The 15,575-nt window shown below is 55.4% G+C and carries 15 protein-coding genes and 1 tRNA gene; 10 read left to right on the plus strand and 6 right to left on the minus strand.

The genetic code is table 11. The features are described 5' to 3' along the window. Window positions 1-47 precede the first annotated feature (47 nt). The 4 genes from EK369_RS02075 (at window position 48) to EK369_RS02090 (ending at window position 4,367) form a co-directional block, all read left to right on the plus strand. On the plus strand, window positions 48-1,079 hold the full coding sequence (locus EK369_RS02075; RefSeq protein ID WP_127112020.1) for a cysteine synthase A: 1,032 nt from the start codon (window positions 48-50) through the stop codon (window positions 1,077-1,079). Between the two features lie 6 nt (window positions 1,080-1,085). Next, complete coding sequence (locus EK369_RS02080) at window positions 1,086-3,491, plus strand: DUF3772 domain-containing protein (protein WP_127112021.1); 2,406 nt, start codon at window positions 1,086-1,088, stop codon at window positions 3,489-3,491. Continuing rightward, the gene (locus EK369_RS02085; protein WP_127112022.1) at window positions 3,491-4,210 is read left to right on the plus strand and encodes an alanyl-tRNA editing protein; all 720 of its coding nucleotides are present in this window, start codon (window positions 3,491-3,493) and stop codon (window positions 4,208-4,210) included. The genes EK369_RS02080 and EK369_RS02085 overlap by 1 nt, the downstream gene beginning before the upstream one ends. 67 nt (window positions 4,211-4,277) lie before the next feature. Then, a tRNA-Ser gene (locus tag EK369_RS02090) sits at window positions 4,278-4,367 on the plus strand. A 67-nt stretch (window positions 4,368-4,434) separates the two neighbouring features. On the opposite strand, the gene EK369_RS02095 is transcribed toward EK369_RS02090, so the two are convergent. From EK369_RS02095 to EK369_RS02105, 3 genes are all read right to left on the minus strand, one after another. Continuing rightward, entirely contained in the window at window positions 4,435-5,508 is a 1,074-nt protein-coding gene (locus tag EK369_RS02095) for a ligand-gated ion channel (protein WP_127112023.1), read from the minus strand. 178 nt (window positions 5,509-5,686) lie between these two features. After that, the gene (gene typA / locus EK369_RS02100; RefSeq protein WP_127112024.1) at window positions 5,687-7,507 is read right to left on the minus strand and encodes a translational GTPase TypA; all 1,821 of its coding nucleotides are present in this window, start codon (window positions 7,505-7,507) and stop codon (window positions 5,687-5,689) included. A gap of 61 nt (window positions 7,508-7,568) precedes the next feature. After that, window positions 7,569-7,904 carry an SMR family transporter gene (locus tag EK369_RS02105; protein ID WP_127112025.1) on the minus strand — a complete coding sequence of 112 codons (336 nt, stop codon included), beginning with the start codon at window positions 7,902-7,904 and terminating at the stop codon, window positions 7,569-7,571. 323 nt (window positions 7,905-8,227) lie between these two features. Between EK369_RS02105 and EK369_RS02110 the strand changes: the two genes are divergently transcribed. Then, entirely contained in the window at window positions 8,228-10,057 is a 1,830-nt protein-coding gene (locus EK369_RS02110; protein WP_127112026.1) for a glycerophosphodiester phosphodiesterase, read from the plus strand. Between the two features lie 4 nt (window positions 10,058-10,061). Continuing rightward, complete coding sequence (locus EK369_RS02115) at window positions 10,062-10,613, plus strand: hypothetical protein (protein ID WP_235871317.1); 552 nt, start codon at window positions 10,062-10,064, stop codon at window positions 10,611-10,613. Between the two features lie 3 nt (window positions 10,614-10,616). Here the strand turns inward: EK369_RS02115 and EK369_RS02120 are convergent, their stop codons facing one another. The 3 genes from EK369_RS02120 to EK369_RS02130 are packed head-to-tail and all read right to left on the minus strand — an operon-like array spanning window position 10,617 to window position 12,106. Further along, entirely contained in the window at window positions 10,617-11,216 is a 600-nt protein-coding gene (locus EK369_RS02120) for an HD domain-containing protein (RefSeq protein WP_127112028.1), read from the minus strand. Further along, the gene (locus EK369_RS02125) at window positions 11,213-11,446 is read right to left on the minus strand and encodes a hypothetical protein (RefSeq protein ID WP_127112029.1); all 234 of its coding nucleotides are present in this window, start codon (window positions 11,444-11,446) and stop codon (window positions 11,213-11,215) included. The genes EK369_RS02120 and EK369_RS02125 overlap by 4 nt, the downstream gene beginning before the upstream one ends. 3 nt (window positions 11,447-11,449) lie before the next feature. Continuing rightward, complete coding sequence (locus EK369_RS02130) at window positions 11,450-12,106, minus strand: alpha/beta hydrolase (RefSeq protein WP_127112030.1); 657 nt, start codon at window positions 12,104-12,106, stop codon at window positions 11,450-11,452. 155 nt (window positions 12,107-12,261) lie between these two features. Here EK369_RS02130 and iscR point away from each other — a divergent pair, with 155 nt between their 5' ends. Genes iscR through EK369_RS02150 form a run of 4 tightly spaced genes read left to right on the plus strand, consistent with a single transcriptional unit; the run spans window position 12,262 to window position 15,503 of the window. Continuing rightward, window positions 12,262-12,723 carry a Fe-S cluster assembly transcriptional regulator IscR gene (gene iscR, locus EK369_RS02135; protein ID WP_127112031.1) on the plus strand — a complete coding sequence of 154 codons (462 nt, stop codon included), beginning with the start codon at window positions 12,262-12,264 and terminating at the stop codon, window positions 12,721-12,723. Continuing rightward, entirely contained in the window at window positions 12,720-13,763 is a 1,044-nt protein-coding gene (locus tag EK369_RS02140; RefSeq protein ID WP_127112032.1) for a cysteine desulfurase family protein, read from the plus strand. The genes iscR and EK369_RS02140 overlap by 4 nt, the downstream gene beginning before the upstream one ends. 17 nt (window positions 13,764-13,780) lie before the next feature. After that, a complete protein-coding gene (gene sufB / locus EK369_RS02145; RefSeq protein WP_127112499.1) occupies window positions 13,781-15,304 on the plus strand; it encodes a Fe-S cluster assembly protein SufB in 1,524 nt (507 codons plus the stop codon). Next, window positions 15,297-15,503, plus strand: coding sequence for a hypothetical protein (locus tag EK369_RS02150; RefSeq protein WP_127112033.1), 207 nt, complete (start codon window positions 15,297-15,299; stop codon window positions 15,501-15,503). Before sufB ends, EK369_RS02150 begins: the two co-directional genes overlap by 8 nt. Window positions 15,504-15,575 lie beyond the last annotated feature (72 nt).

Genomic DNA, 15,575 nt, shown 5'->3' on the forward strand with positions numbered 1-15,575 from the left:
CACACCCGAACTACACAGGAATCCAAGGTATTTGGAAGGAAAACGCGATGCGAATTGCCGCTGATCTTGCTGACGCCGTCGGCAACACTCCCCTGATCCGCCTGCGTAATGCCAGCGAGGCGACAGGTTGTGACATTTACGGCAAAGCCGAGTTCATGAACCCAGGCCAATCTGTCAAAGATCGTGCCGCGCTGTTCATCATATGGGACGCTGTGGCGCGCGGGGACCTCAAGCCCGGCGGCACCATTGTTGAGGGCACCGCGGGCAACACGGGGATAGGTCTGGCGCTGGTTGGGGCGTCGATGGGTTTCAAAACTGTGATTGTCATCCCGGAAACCCAAAGCCAGGAAAAGAAGGACATGATCCGTCTCGCGGGAGCCGAGTTGGTTCAGGTGCCCGCGGCACCTTATTCAAATCCGAACAATTACGTCCGATATTCAGGTAGATTGGCTGAAAGGCTTGCCAAATCCGAACCAAATGGGGCCATTTGGGCAAACCAGTTTGACAACATTGCCAACCGACAGGCGCATGTTGAGACCACGGGGCCGGAAATCTGGGAGCAAACTGGCGGCAAAGTCGACGGTTTTGTCTGCGCCGTTGGCTCCGGTGGCACGCTTGCGGGGGTTGGGGCGGCGCTGCAACCCAAAGGGGTCAAAGTGGCACTGGCGGATCCCGGCGGATCGGGCATGTTCAAGCTGTACACCGGCATCGATCACGGCGGGGACTCGATCACCGAAGGAATCGGACAGGGCCGGATCACGGCCAACCTAGAAGGGTTCACGCCGGATGCATGTTACAAAGTTCCCGACGATGAGGCGCTGCCCGTTGTCTTTGACCTCTTGACCGAAGAGGGCCTGTGTCTAGGGGGGTCCTCAGGTGTCAACGTAGCCGGGGCCATTCGCATGGCAAAAGAAATGGGACCCGGGCACACAATCGTGACGGTTCTGTGTGATTATGGAACTCGGTATCAGTCAAAACTGTTTAACCCTGCTTTCCTTAAGGAAAAGGCACTTCCGTCCCCCTCATGGTTGGGCGACCAGAGCCCCGGCAGCATTCCCGGTGTTTTTGAGGATGTCTAAACTCGGATGATTGCTTTTCGCCCCGTCTTTCTCGCCCTGACTTTGGCGTTGCTGTTTTTTGCGCAATTGAGTTTGGCGCAGAACACCTCGGGAGAGCCGGACTACGATGCATGGAGAAAAGTCGCGATCCGGGCGGAATTTGCAATCGAGGCCGATCGAGCTTCTGGCGCGGCCATGGACGAGCTGCGCAACCAGCTTATCGGCTGGAGCGCTAAATTTGCGGCAGCTGAGGAGCGTTCGACTATTTCAGAGGCAACTCTGAAAGCCCGGTTGGGGGCGTTGGGGCCGGGACCTGGTGAAGGCCAAAGCGAGCCTGCAGAAATTGCCCACCAACGCCAGGAACTGAATGCTCTTCTGGCCGAGGCCCGCATACCGTCGGTTAGGGCCGGCCTTGCCAAAGTTGAGGCAGACAGGTTGGTGCAGGGTATCGATACATTGTTGCGCGACCGTTATACGAGCGAATTGCTCAAACGGGGGCCCATACCCATTGCGCCATCAAATCTGGGAACTGGTCTGCAGAACCTGATGATGTCTGTGGGGCATGTGATCGGAGAAGTGCGAACTGCCTGGGCATACGAACGGTACGAGCGTCAGCTTGGTCAGAATTTCCTGATCTTCGCTTTTAATATGGCGATCGGCCTAACCTTGCTCGTTCGGGGGAGCACTTGGACGGCCACTGCTCAGCGTTTGTTCATGCGTGACCGAGAAGGTCCGCTGGCCGAAATCGTGGCTTTTGGATTGTCACTGGGATACCTGGTTCTTCCCCTGATCGGGATTGCATTTGTATCCGAGGCTTTTTACGCAACCGATTTGGCTGGATTGCGCGGGGATCGCATACTTGCCACGCTTCCAACGGCTCTTTTTGTCTATATTGTCCCTGTTTGGATCGGGCGTCGTATTTTTGTGCCGCTAGGAGGCTTGCGGGACATTCCCTATTTAGATGAAAGAGCGCGAAAAGAAGGGCTGCGCGCCTCTTATGCTGTCGGAACTGTTCTCGCTCTCTATCAAGTCGTACGTGCGGTGGCGGGTTATGACGGATGGGCACTCGAAGCGCAGTCGGTGGTGCTGTATCCTCTCATTGTAGCGGCTGGATATCTCATGCTGCGCTTCGCACGGGTGTTTCGCAAACGTGTGCGCGCCGCGCAAGAACAGCAACATGGGGAAACGCGGTATTATGACCACTTTCTCAATTTGGTTGCGCGATTTTACCAGGCCGCCGCAATTGTTGGGGTCCTATTGGCGACTGCAGGGTACACGCGAGCGGCCGAGGCATTGGTGTTCCCCGCTATCTACACGGTTCAGTTGATTGCCTTCCTGGTGCTTCTGCACTTTTTCTACAATCGCTTGTTCACGTATGGTCAGGACGAAGGCGCAGAAGAAAAAACCCTTTGGCCTTTGTTGCTTTCCCTTTTGTCAATTGCCATCGCAAGCCCTGTATTCCTGATGATCTGGGGAATGCGAGGTCAGGAAATCACCAGCCTGTATCAACAGGCTTTGGGAGGTTTTCGGGTTGGCGAGATTACGATTTCTCCCTCTGAAGTAATCCTGTTTGTTGCGATTTTCTCGGTTGGATTTGTTCTGACCAGATTGATTCAAGCCTTTCTGAAAAACACGTTCTTGCCGCGCACAAGGTTGGATCCAGGAGGGCAGAACGCGGTGGTCGCCGGTGTCGGCTACGTCGGCATCACAGTCGCGGCTATGGTTGCCCTGAACAACACAGGCATTGATCTGGGATCTATTGCTCTGGTGGCGTCAGCGCTTTCAGTTGGCATTGGTTTTGGTCTGCAGACCATCGTGTCGAATTTTGTCAGCGGCATTATTCTGTTGATAGAACGTCCTATCGCCGAAGGGGATTGGATCGAGGTCAACGGCCAGATGGGCTATGTGCGAGATATTTCAGTTCGCTCGACTCGGATTGAGACTTTTGACCGCACAGATGTGATTGTTCCAAATGGCGATCTGGTGGCAGGGACCGTGACAAACTACACCCGAGGCAACACGGTCGGGCGTGTGATTGTTCCAATTGGCGTGGCCTATGGCACAGAGCCTAGACAGGTCGAGAAAATCCTGTTGGAGGTGGCGAATGCGCACCCGATGGTGTTGGCAACTCCTGCGCCCTATGTGGTGTTCCAGGGCTTTGGCGCAAGTTCGCTTGACTTTGAAGTGCGTGCCTTGTTGCGGGATGTGAACTGGGTCCTGAGCGTGAGGTCGGACATGAACTACGAGATTGCCAAGCGTTTGGTGGAAGAGGGGATCGAGATCCCGTTCCCGCAGCAGGATGTTTGGCTGCGTAACCCGGAAAAGGTCAACCATCCGGTTCAGGTGGGCTCCGGCATAGGAGCTGTTTCCACTGGTCAGCCGGACGCGCCGGATTCAGGTGATGGTGGGGCTGATGGGGATGGAGACAGGTGATGACTGAGTTATTGTTTCGAGAAGATGCCTATGAGCGTGAGGCGCAGGCGACCGTAACAAGATTGACCCCGGAAGGGGGCATCGTGCTGGATCGAGCCCTGTTCTATCCAACTGGTGGCGGACAACCAGGCGACAGTGGCAGCCTGTCTTGGAACGGGACGGTTCTGAAGATCGCCACAACCGTCAAAGGGGAGGGGGACCAAGTGGTGTTGGTCCCGGCTGAGCCGTCTTCACTGCCGCCTGAAGGCACTCCTGTCACCCAGACACTGGACTGGGAGAGGCGCTATCGTCACATGCGTATCCACACCGCTTTGCACCTGCTGTCCGTGGTGATCCCATTGCCTGTGACCGGGGGGTCGGTTGGCGCGGATAAAGGGCGGCTAGATTTCGATATGCCGGAAGCCCCCGCAGACAAGGATGCCCTCAATGAGTCACTGAACCACCTGATCGAACGGGACCTGGTTGTGACTGAAGGCTGGATTTCCGATGAAGAATTAGCCGCCAACCCGGGCCTCGTCAAAACTATGTCCGTAAAACCGCCGATGGGCGCAGGGCACGTGCGACTGGTTCGGATCGGTGAAGGCGCGGGCCAGGTAGACCTGCAACCCTGCGGCGGCACCCATGTCGCACGTACAGGCGAGATAGGTCGGGTGCGAATTGGCAAGGTTGAAAAGAAGGGCCGCCAGAACCGTCGCGTGAACCTGCATCTGGATGGGTGATAATTGAAGGTTTGATGCTGTTTGCCCCTTGCAAGTAGCTGCAATTGCGGGCTAAAGACCGCAGCACGGAGCGGTGGCCGAGTGGTCGAAGGCGCACGCCTGGAAAGTGTGTAGGCGGGAGACCGTCTCCAGGGTTCGAATCCCTGTCGCTCCGCCATAACCCACACTCACTAATCCCAAATTCATCGTGTTTTCGAGGGTGTTTTCATGTTCGGCCGGAAAATCTAGATCAAGAAGAACCTTACCGCCCAGAACAGCCCGGCTGCATGCAAGATGGGGTAGACCCAAATGACCAAGTAGCGGTCTATTTTGCGTGCCAGTGCTTCCCGCCCGACGATCTTCAGGCGTCGAAGGGCGATGTTCACCAAAACAGTCGACCCTGTGATGATAAACATGCCTACCAGGAGAGAATCCATAAAGGTGAGGTAGCCCAGCCGTGGCAGGGTTGTAGAGATCGCAAAGTTGAAGGCGACAAACACCAAAAGGTTGGCCGAAGCCATGTCGATTCGCCTGCGGTATTCCTCGAGGAAAAAGGTGGCCCAGCTGACGAACAGGATGATGACTAAGGGCAACAGAATGCGAAGGATGTAGTATTGGACGTGGCGTGTGGCCTCAAACTCCAGCGCGACAACTGAAACATCTCTGCCGCCAATCCCCTTGGCCGTAAACGCCTTGAGTTTGGGATTGGAGAGAATCCACTCTTCCTCGCCGAGCATATCTCCCATGCCGGTTTGTTCCGGAAGCGGGTGGAATTCGATGAACCCGTTCGGTAACATTGAAGACACTTCGACAAAAAACGTTTGAGTGTCAAATGGATAACGTGTGAAGTCAAAGTAGGGCGCTTGCAAGGTTGCCGTAAACCTTTCTGCGTAGGTCACCTGGCCAGTGTGTGTCAGAAGGATCGATACCTGCTGTACAAATCGCCGTCCCTGTTGGTTTCGCAGGATGAAGTACGGTGGCTGGGCGTTGTTGTCCGTCAAAAGCTGGCGAAAACTGTCTAGGCTGTAGGCCCGAAAGGGCGCGTCACCTTCTTTTGCATCAAAAGCCAGTTCGGGATAGGTGACTTTGAGATACAACGTCCCGACAACGCCGAAGTTTTCAGCTTGTTGGTCGACAAACGTAATCTGGTCGATAGTTATTCCGACGCCCACTTTCTGCGTGTCACCCCTTTGTGCCTGATAATCAGCAATGCTGAATTGGCCAAATCCTTGCGTTTGGGCGCCGAGAGCTGTGGCCAAAAACAGTGTGGTCACAAAAGAAAGGAATAGCATTGAAGCGGAAATTAAACGGCGGGTCATGTCAGCAAAGCTCTGGAAATTTCACCTTACCTTTGACCAAATGGGACATGGACTCAAGACCGGGTTGCTACAGTCTTCGAATTAGAAATTTTTTGGGAATCATGTGTTTTCGCATTTTTCACATAAAAAAAGCCGCCTCGACGAGTGACGAGACGGCTTCGCATCAGAACTATTGTGTTTAGCCTTGAGATTTTGCCATGCGCTTGCGCTCATGGGGGTCAAGAAAGCGTTTGCGAAGCCGGATGTTGTTTGGCGTGACCTCAACCAACTCGTCGTCGTTAATATAGGCGATGGCCTCTTCCAGCGACAGGGTCATTGGTGTGGTCAGGCGAACCGCTTCGTCTGTGCCGCTAGCGCGCACGTTGGTCAGTTTCTTGCCTTTGAGAGGGTTCACTTCAAGGTCATTTTCACGGCTGTGCTCGCCGATGATCATGCCGGTATAAACCTGCGCTTGGGCGCCGATCATCATCTTTCCGCGGTCTTCGAGGTTCCACAGAGCAAAGGCCACCGAGGTGCCGTTTTCCATAGAGATCAACACACCAGCTCGGCGGCCAGCGATGGCGCCTTTGTAGGGAGTCCAGCCATGGAACACGCGGTTCAGCACGCCGGTACCGCGCGTATCGGTCAAAAACTCGCCGTGATACCCGATTAGGCCACGCGACGGCACATGGGCGATGATGCGGGTTTTGCCGGCGCCGGCGGGACGCATTTCAACCAGCTCGCCTTTGCGGGCGCCGGTCAGTTTCTCGATCACGGCGCCCGAGTACTCGTCATCCACGTCGATCGTGGCTTCTTCGACAGGCTCCATCTTCTGTCCGTCTTCTTCGCGCATGATGACCTGAGGGCGTGAAATCGACAATTCAAAGCCTTCGCGGCGCATGTTTTCGATCAGAACGCCCATCTGGAGTTCGCCGCGGCCCGAGACTTCAAATGCCTCTCCGCCAGGGGTGTCTGCGATCTTGATGGCAACATTGGATTCCGCCTCTTTCATCAAGCGATCGCGGATCACGCGGCTCTGCACTTTTTTGCCGTCACGTCCCGCAAGTGGCGAGTCGTTGATGCCGAAAGTCACGGTGATGGTGGGGGGATCGATGGGCTGCGCCTCGAGCGGTTCATCCACCGCCAGTGCGCAGATGGTGTCAGCCACAGTGGCCTTGGACATACCTGCAATTGACACGATATCACCCGCCTGAGCTTCGTCGATATCCTGCTGAGCCAGGCCACGGAAGGCTTGAATCTTGGTCACGCGAAACTGTTCAATTTTTTGACCGATGCGGCTGATAGCCTGAACGGTTGCCCCAACCTTGAGGGTACCGGACTCAACGCGACCCGTCAGGATGCGGCCCACGAAAGGATCACTTCCCAACGTGGTGGCGAGCATGCGGAAGTCCTCGCCCTGATGATGGATCTGCTTGGGGGCAGGAACGTGATTGACGATCAGGTTGAACAGCGCGTGAAGATCTTTGCGGGGTCCATCCAGCTCTGCATCCGCCCAGCCATTGCGCCCTGAGGCGTACATGTGTGGAAAGTCCAATTGATCTTCGTTCGCATCTAGCGAGGCAAAGAGGTCAAAACACTCGTCGAGCGCGCGATCAGGTTCGGCGTCGGGCTTGTCGACCTTGTTCAAAACAACGATGGGCCGCAGGCCCAATGCCAGCGCCTTGGACGTTACGAACTTGGTCTGCGGCATAGGGCCTTCGGCTGCATCCACCAACAGAACAACGCCGTCCACCATCGATAGGATGCGCTCGACCTCACCACCAAAGTCGGCGTGTCCGGGGGTGTCAACGATATTGATGCGTGTACCTTTCCACTCGACCGACGTCGGCTTGGCGAAGATGGTAATGCCGCGTTCGCGCTCAAGGTCATTGGAATCCATGGCGCGCTCGGCCACTTCCTGGTTTTCGCGGAATGCGCCGGACTGTTTCAGCAGTTCGTCCACAAGGGTGGTCTTGCCGTGGTCAACGTGCGCGATGATCGCAATGTTACGAAGGTCCATGAGGTATCTCTTTTCCTGTTCGCGCCCGCCCTATATCGCAGGCGCAGAAAAGGCCAGCCCTTTAATGTGCTCCGGTTTTGGAAAACAGGTGAATGATCAGGATGCCGAGAACAATGAAGCCCATGCCAACAACGGCTGGCAGGTCGAGTTTCTGATTGAACACCAGATAGCCAATGATCGCGATGAAAACGATCCCAAACCCCGACCAAATCGCATATGTGATGCCAACCGGGATGTACTCAAGCGTCAGGCCCATTAAGTAGAATGAAATCGCATAGGCAATGACCACCGTCACAGAGGGCCAGAGGCGGCTGAACTGGTGACTGGCCTGCAAGGCAGAGGTGCCGATGGTTTCGGTCATGACGGCAGCAATCAGAAGCAAGTAACCTTTGGGCATCTCGAACCTAGAGTTGGGGACAGTAGCGGGACTTTACCTGAGGCCGCAACGTTCCCAGAGGCGGAAACCGACATCTCGAAACACGTTTGAAAACAATCCCTCGTTGGCTCAACAACATCGCATAAACAAAGATATCCAAATGGCAAAGGGAAATTGACGTCTGTCAATGGTACTTGGTCTCCAGACCATTGACGTGCACCTTGGCGTGTCACGCGCGTTTATTGTTTGAACAAGAAAAAAGAGGTGGAAGCCAGTTAGGTGAAGGTGGCAACGGGTCGGTCTCTGAGCTAGCTTTGAAAAAATTGTTCAGCGCGGGGCGCAAAATGAAGAGATTGACGGTTTTTCAGGCCTTGGTGCAGGCTTGGCAGTTACGATGGCCCATTCTGGCCTCTCATCTGGCATTCAATGTTCTGTTAACGGCGTTTTTGGCGCCGCTATTGGCGTTCACGATGCGGCTGGTCCTGAAGCTTTCTGGTGAACCGGCGCTTTCAGATTTTGACATCGCGATGTTCCTGGTTTCACCTATCGGTCTTTTGGCTCTGTTGGTCATGGCTGGGCTGATCCTGACGCTTACAGTTCTGAACGTATCTATCATGATGGGGGTGGCGCTTTCGGCCCGTCGTAACGAAGGATATCAGATTGGATCAGGGATCACTGCTGTGCTGCAAAACTGGCAACAGATTTTCAGCTTTGCGGTACACCTTACGGTGCGTGTTCTCTTGCTTGGCGTGCCATTTGTCGCCGCTGCCGGAGGTATCTACCTGAAATGGTTGACGGAATACGATATCAACTTCTATCTCAACACACGCCCGCCAGCATTCTACGGGGTCATCGCAGGAGCGGGCCTGTCCTTGGCGTTGGGTGGCCTGTTGCTGCTCTACAAACTGCTTGGCTGGGCGCTGGCTTTGCCGCTGGTGGTCTTTTCTGATGCCTCACCCAATGCCAGTTTTGCGGAAAGCTTTCGTTTGATGCAAGGCAACCGCATGCGGCTCTTGCGCAAGTTGATCCTCTGGGGGGCGTTGTCGGCAATCGCACTGTCTGTAACGCTAGCCTTGGTCGGCGGTATTGCAGATATCTTGATTGGCGGGGAGGGCGACGACATTCGTATTCTGGCCAGGACGCTGATTGGGTGTTCTCTTGTGCTCGCCGGGCTCAACCTGATCGTAACGACAATCAGCACCGGAACACTGGCAATCCTGTTGGTCGACTATGCCGGATGGCCGGGTCAGAAAACACAGATTACGACCTCGCCGCCGCGCCATTTTGGCCGTCTGCTTGTGCTCGGTGCGGTGATCAGCTTCGCAATGACTGGCTTGGGCGTGGCTCAGCTCGCCCGAACCAAGGTGGCAGACACAATTGAAGTGATCGCCCACCGCGGCGCCGCTGGGGCACGACCTGAAAACACGATGGCATCGATCCAAAAGGCCATAGAGGATGGGGCAGATTGGGTTGAAATTGATGTTCAGGAAACCAACGACGGCGTTGTCGTCGTAATCCACGACAGCGATTTCATGAAGATTGGTGGCGATCCGACCAAGATTTGGGATGCAACGATGCAGGATATTGCCCGCATCGACGTCGGAAGCTGGTTTGACCCGTCGTATGCCGACCAGCGTGTGCCGACATTGGAAGAGGTGCTAAACATTGCCAAAGGACATGCGGGCGTTTTGATTGAGCTGAAGTACTACGGGCACGATATGGCGCTTGAGCAGCGAGTCGCAGACATCGTTCAGGCCACAGGCATGGAAACCGAGGTCAAGGCGATGTCGCTGAAGTATGATGCGGTTCAGAAAATGAAAACTATTCGCCCCGATTGGCAGGTGGGTTTGCTGTCGTCTGCATCCGCTGGACGAATTTGGGAACTTGAAACGGATTTTCTTGCCGTGAACAAGACCATGGCTTCTACGCGTCTGGTCCGTGAGATGCGGGCGGCAGGTAAGAAACTCTACGTCTGGACGGTGAACGAACCAATGGAAATGTCTCGCATGATATCGTTGGGAGTTGACGGTCTGATAACGGATGAACCAGGCCTTGCGCGAGAGGTGATAGAACACCGCCATGACCTCAGCACTGTTGAGCGATTGGTGCTGGCGATGGGTAACTATGTGGGGTTGGGTTTGGATGAAAAGCTGTACCGTGACAGTTCTCCGTAAAGGTTTGACGCTAGCGATGCTGCTGGGAGGTTTTGGTGGTGCTCTGGCAGCAGAAGAAGCTCCAACAGGTTGGATTGCTCAGGCGGAGCTCAAGGCCCATGAGCGCCTGATGAGCTTGCGCAATGATCCGACGCAGTCTTTGAACCAGTTCACAACAGATGGTTGTTCAGGAGGGCTGTCTGCGACCTGGAGTGCCATCGCGGGACTCTTTCCCGAGTTTGATGAGCTTCACATGTCCAAGCCCCCCTGGGAAAGTTGCTGTGTCACCCATGACAGGTCCTACCACTCCGCCGAAAATGCCCACACTTCGCGAGAAAGCTACCTTGCACGCCTCAAGGCAGATGAAGTCCTGCAGCATTGCGTACGGGAAACCGCAGAGGCGCGTCGAGACGCTCTGAAGAGAGACTATGGGATGAGCGACGCCAGGGTTGACCAGGCTTACGACATGATTGCCGCCAGCATGTTTGATGCAGTGCGTGTAGGAGGGGGCCCCTGTTCGGGGTTACCGTGGCGCTGGGGCTATGGCTGGCCCCACTGTGGTCTGTTCATGGAGTAGGCGTTAGCTGGCGTTCACTGAGAACCACGCGGCAATACGGCTTTGCAGGAATGCCCACAACTTTGGCGCGCCTTTTTCCACCTTCCAGCCGACCCGATCTTCGAGCTGCTGTCGGGTGACATTGAATTCGGGCCAGGTTCCACCACCCGTTTCAAGGTTGCAGATGACGGGTTGAACACGATCTACCGACTTGGCGAAAACCGCGTCATCACTTTCGGCCGCTTCGAACTCATCCCAGAGTGCTCGAAAAGAGTCACGCTGATCGGCAGGAAGAAGGCCAAAGATCCGGTCTGCCGCCCGCGCCTCGGCGGCCTGCGTCTCTGAACTGCCATGGGCCGCTCCACCCTGTGCGTGGACCGGAACATCGCCGACATCGATCTCGACCAGATCGTGGATCAACAGCATCTTGATGACACGGTTGATGTTGATGGGTCTGCTGGCATGCTCTGCCAGAACCATCGCGTAAAGTGCTATATGCCAGCTGTGTTCGCCAGAATTTTCACGGCGGCTTGCATCGAGGGTCTTCGTGGCCCTGAGAACCGATTTCAGCTTGTCGGCTTCGTTCAGAAACGCAATTTGCGCTGCAAGCCGGCCATCACTCATTTTGACTTTAGCTCATAGCCTGCTGCACGCAGGCGTTCATTCAACTGAACGCGCGCGCGCTCTTCCGCGGCATAAACCCGAACCGCGGTCATGAAAGCTTCGTGCATCGTGGAAGACGTCGCCTCGAGCGTATTCGCGATGTCTTTGATCAACTCGTCGTCATCGGTGGCTTTTTGCGCTTTCAGAACATCCTGAGCGAGCCTGTTCGCGAGGTCATCGTAGTAGGCCATGAGCTATCGCGTATTTTCTGTCAGGCGGCGTTTCACATAATCGCTCACATTGCCAACCATGTTGTCCATGTAGTCTTCGGTTTCAAAGAAATGGCCAGCACCCTCGATCTCCTGGTGGGTGATCGTAATGCCTTTTTGCTCATGAAGTTTGTTGACCAGTGTATGTGTGTCTGCGGGAGGCGCCACGCGATCCGATGTTCCATTGATGATCAGACCCGACGAAGGGCAGGGGGCCAGGAACGAGAAATCATACATGTTGGCGGGCGGGGCCACTGAGATAAAACCGGTAATCTCCGGGCGACGCATCAAAAGTTGCATGCCAATCCATGCGCCGAACGAGAACCCTGCAACCCAGCAATGCTTTGAGTTGTTGTTCATCGACTGGAGATAATCCAGCGCCGACGCCGCATCGCTCAACTCGCCAACGCCTTGGTCGTATTCGCCCTGGCTGCGACCAACCCCGCGGAAATTGAACCGCAGAACCGTAAAGCCCATGTTGTAAAAGGCGTAGTGCAGGTTATAGACAACCTTGTTGTTCATCGTGCCGCCAAATTGTGGATGCGGATGAAGCACAATGGCGATCGGTGCGTCTTTTTCTTTTTGGGGGTGGTAACGGCCTTCAAGGCGGCCTTCGGGTCCGGCGAAAATGACCTCGGGCATGTGTTTCCCTGTCTCCTGCAAGGTGCTCCTATATTCTTGACGAATTCGCTAGGGCACTTTAGAACGGTTCTAAGAATTTCCGGTTGTTACCGGAAGTGTTGCAAGCGATTTAGGGGTTGCGGCGCTTAACGTCAATCAATTGCTGGGAGTGACTCGTGAAACTGTCGACCAAGGGACGTTATGCCGTCGTTGCACTTTGCGATATCGCATTGCAGAAAGAGGGTGAGTTGGTGACGCTTTCGGAGATTTCCGAGCGCCAGGATATTTCCTTACCTTATCTTGAGCAGCTCTTTGTCAAACTGCGTCGCGCTGGCCTCGTGGAGAGTGTGCGCGGTCCGGGCGGGGGGTATCGGCTGGCCAAGTCAGCTTCGGACATCCGTGTTGTGGAAATACTCTCGGCGGTGGATGAAACGGTTTCTGCTCTGCACACCGGCGCCGGTGCGACGGGTGGCCTTTCAGGATCGCGGGCGCAGTCACTGTCCAACCGTTTGTGGGAAGGGCTTTCGGCACAGGTTTATGTATTCCTGCACCAAGCCCGGTTGAGTGATGTCATTGGCAATGAGCTGGCCCCTTGCCCTGCAGTGCCCGGAATTTTTGCGGTTGTTGACGCGGAATGAAGCGGGTCTACCTCGATTACAACGCCAGCGCACCTTTGCGGCCGGAGGCTCGGGACGCAATGATTACCGCAATGGACGTGGCTGGAAACCCTTCCAGCGTGCATGCGGAAGGTCGTGCGGCCAAAGGGTTGCTGGAACGCGCGCGAGGGCAGCTGTCCGAAGCGCTCGGCGCTGACGGCGCCGACATCGTGTTCACGTCCGGCGCAACCGAAGCAGCAGCTCTGGCACTTGCGGGCCGCGAGTTGCATGGCGCAGATATCGAGCATGATGCGGTGGCGGCCTGGATTGCACCAGACTTGCCAGTAGGTGACAATGGAAGGGTTTCGCTCATTGATCCCACCCAGTCCTGCCTGCAATTGGCCAATTCCGAAACTGGAATTGTTCAAGAACTACCCAGCAACTTGGCTGTGAGCGACATGACACAGGCGTTCGGCAAATTACCCGTGGCTTTCAACTGGTCCGGTGCAACAGCTGCGCTGTCTTCGGCTCACAAGCTTGGTGGCCCAAAAGGTATCGGAGCTCTGATCCTTCGAAGGGGAACAGATCTCGCTGCGCAGTTAAGGGGCGGCGGTCAAGAATTGGGGCGCCGCGCCGGCACAGAAAACATCATCGGCGCTGTTGGTTTTGCGGCTGCGGCCGTGGCAGCGCAACGTGATCTCTCTGATGGAGTGTGGGATCGGGTTGCATCTCTGCGAGATTTGCTGGAAGAGGCTCTTGTCGATCAGGCAAAGGATACTATTTTTGTCGGGAAAGGTTCAAAGCGCCTGCCAAATACGCTTTGCCTGGCAACACCTGGCTGGAAAGGCGAAACTCAGGTGATGCAGATGGATCTGGCAGGCTATGCCATTTCGGCTGGGTCTGCCTGTTCGTCTGGCAAAGTACGCGCGAGCCGGGTCTTGAAGGCCATGGGATACACAGACGCTGTCGCCGCAGGGGCGATCCGGGTTTCTCTGGGACCCGACACAACGAAACAGGACGTGATGGGCTTTGCAGATGCATGGCTGGCCCAACATAAGAAACACCGCGCGCGCGCGGCTTGAGCGAACAGGAGAGCGATATGGCCATGGTGGACCAGGTTGAGGTTAAGGAAGGTGTCGATCAGGAAACTGTCGACGCCGTGCGCGAAGTTGGCGGCAAATACAAATATGGCTGGGAAACCGAAATTGAGATGGAATACGCTCCTAGGGGGCTGACCGAAGATATCGTGCGCCTGATTTCGGAAAAGAACGAAGAGCCAGAGTGGATGACCGATTGGCGGCTCGAAGCTTTTGCTCGTTGGCAACAGTTGAAGGAACCTGAATGGGCGATGCTGGATTATCCAGAGGTCGATTTTCAGGATCAGTACTATTATGCCCGTCCCAAGAGTATGGAAGAAAAACCCAAGTCGCTGGACGAGGTCGATCCCAAGCTGCTTGCCACTTATGAAAAGCTGGGCATCCCACTGAAAGAACAGATGATCCTGGCGGGTGTTGAAGGCGCTGCAGATACGCCCGCAGAGGGTCGCAAGGTCGCCGTGGATGCGGTTTTTGACTCAGTTTCTGTGGGCACAACGTTCCAGAAAGAATTGCAAGAGGCGGGCGTTATCTTCTGCTCAATCTCAGAAGCCGTTCGTGAGCATCCCGAACTGGTGCGCAAGTATCTTGGTTCCGTGGTGCCGGTTTCGGACAACTTCTATGCCACGCTGAATAGCGCAGTTTATTCGGATGGATCCTTTGTTTACGTACCGCCGGGTGTGCGATGCCCGATGGAACTGTCGACCTATTTCCGCATCAATGCCGAGAACACTGGCCAGTTTGAGCGTACGTTGATTATCGCCGACAAAGGTTCTTATGTGTCGTACCTTGAGGGCTGTACCGCCCCGCAGCGCGACACGTCGCAGCTGCACGCAGCGGTGGTCGAAATCATCGTCGAGGAAGACGCTGAGGTGAAGTACTCGACCGTCCAGAACTGGTATCCTGGGGACGAGAACGGCAAAGGCGGCATCTATAACTTCGTGACCAAACGCGCCGATTGCCGGGGTGACCGTTCCAAAGTGATGTGGACTCAGGTCGAAACAGGCTCTGCCGTAACGTGGAAGTATCCCTCTTGCATTCTGCGTGGCGATGACAGCCAGGGCGAGTTCTACTCGATCGCGATCACCAATCACCATCAACAGGCCGATACCGGCACCAAGATGATCCACCTGGGTAAGAATACAAAGTCGCGCATTGTGTCCAAGGGCATTAGCGCCGGTGTGGCTCAGAACACCTATCGTGGTCAGGTTTCCATGCACCCCAAGGCGCAGAATGGCCGCAACTACACGCAATGCGACTCGTTGTTGATCGGCGACAAATGTGGCGCGCACACGGTGCCCTATATTGAAGTCCGTAATAACTCCGCGCGGGTAGAACATGAAGCGACGACCTCCAAAGTGGATGACGACCAAATGTTCTACTGTCGACAGCGCGGCATGGACGAGGAAGAGGCAGTGGCTCTGATCGTGAATGGTTTTGCCAAAGAGGTGCTCCAGGCGCTGCCCATGGAATTTGCCATGGAAGCGCAACAGCTTGTGGCGATTTCGCTGGAGGGGTCCGTTGGCTAATACCACGGCAAAAATAGAAGCCGCGTTGCCCTACGTTCTGCCGGTACTCGGCGGGCTTTTGGGGGTAATCTGGGTTAACCTCAACAAATTTGAGTTCATCAATCCGGTGTTCGCGATCGTCATCGGTGTGGTTCTGGGCCGCTTAGCTGCACTGTTAACAACGCGGCTTATGCGCAAAGCGCGTCGTAAGGAGCGCTGAATTGGAAAAGTTCGGTCAATTGATGCAGCAAACGGTCGGTGGCGGCTCTGACATAGCGCTGAGCGGTACTAC

The organism is Shimia sediminis, assembly GCF_003990645.1.
Lineage (GTDB): Bacteria > Pseudomonadota > Alphaproteobacteria > Rhodobacterales > Rhodobacteraceae > Shimia > Shimia sediminis.

What these genes read in the sequence shown, in the direction of transcription:
- EK369_RS02075 (WP_127112020.1), top strand. Translation starts at nt 48, where the DNA reads ATGCGAATTGCCGCTGATCTTGCTGACGCCGTCGGCAACACTCCCCTG.
- EK369_RS02080 (WP_127112021.1), top strand. Translation starts at nt 1,086, where the DNA reads ATGATTGCTTTTCGCCCCGTCTTTCTCGCCCTGACTTTGGCGTTGCTG.
- EK369_RS02085 (WP_127112022.1), top strand. Translation starts at nt 3,491, where the DNA reads ATGACTGAGTTATTGTTTCGAGAAGATGCCTATGAGCGTGAGGCGCAG.
- EK369_RS02095 (WP_127112023.1), bottom strand. Translation starts at nt 5,508, where the DNA reads ATGACCCGCCGTTTAATTTCCGCTTCAATGCTATTCCTTTCTTTTGTG.
- typA (WP_127112024.1), bottom strand. Translation starts at nt 7,507, where the DNA reads ATGGACCTTCGTAACATTGCGATCATCGCGCACGTTGACCACGGCAAG.
- EK369_RS02105 (WP_127112025.1), bottom strand. Translation starts at nt 7,904, where the DNA reads ATGCCCAAAGGTTACTTGCTTCTGATTGCTGCCGTCATGACCGAAACC.
- EK369_RS02110 (WP_127112026.1), top strand. Translation starts at nt 8,228, where the DNA reads ATGAAGAGATTGACGGTTTTTCAGGCCTTGGTGCAGGCTTGGCAGTTA.
- EK369_RS02120 (WP_127112028.1), bottom strand. Translation starts at nt 11,216, where the DNA reads ATGAGTGATGGCCGGCTTGCAGCGCAAATTGCGTTTCTGAACGAAGCC.
- EK369_RS02125 (WP_127112029.1), bottom strand. Translation starts at nt 11,446, where the DNA reads ATGGCCTACTACGATGACCTCGCGAACAGGCTCGCTCAGGATGTTCTG.
- EK369_RS02130 (WP_127112030.1), bottom strand. Translation starts at nt 12,106, where the DNA reads ATGCCCGAGGTCATTTTCGCCGGACCCGAAGGCCGCCTTGAAGGCCGT.
- EK369_RS02140 (WP_127112032.1), top strand. Translation starts at nt 12,720, where the DNA reads ATGAAGCGGGTCTACCTCGATTACAACGCCAGCGCACCTTTGCGGCCG.
- sufB (WP_127112499.1), top strand. Translation starts at nt 13,781, where the DNA reads ATGGCCATGGTGGACCAGGTTGAGGTTAAGGAAGGTGTCGATCAGGAA.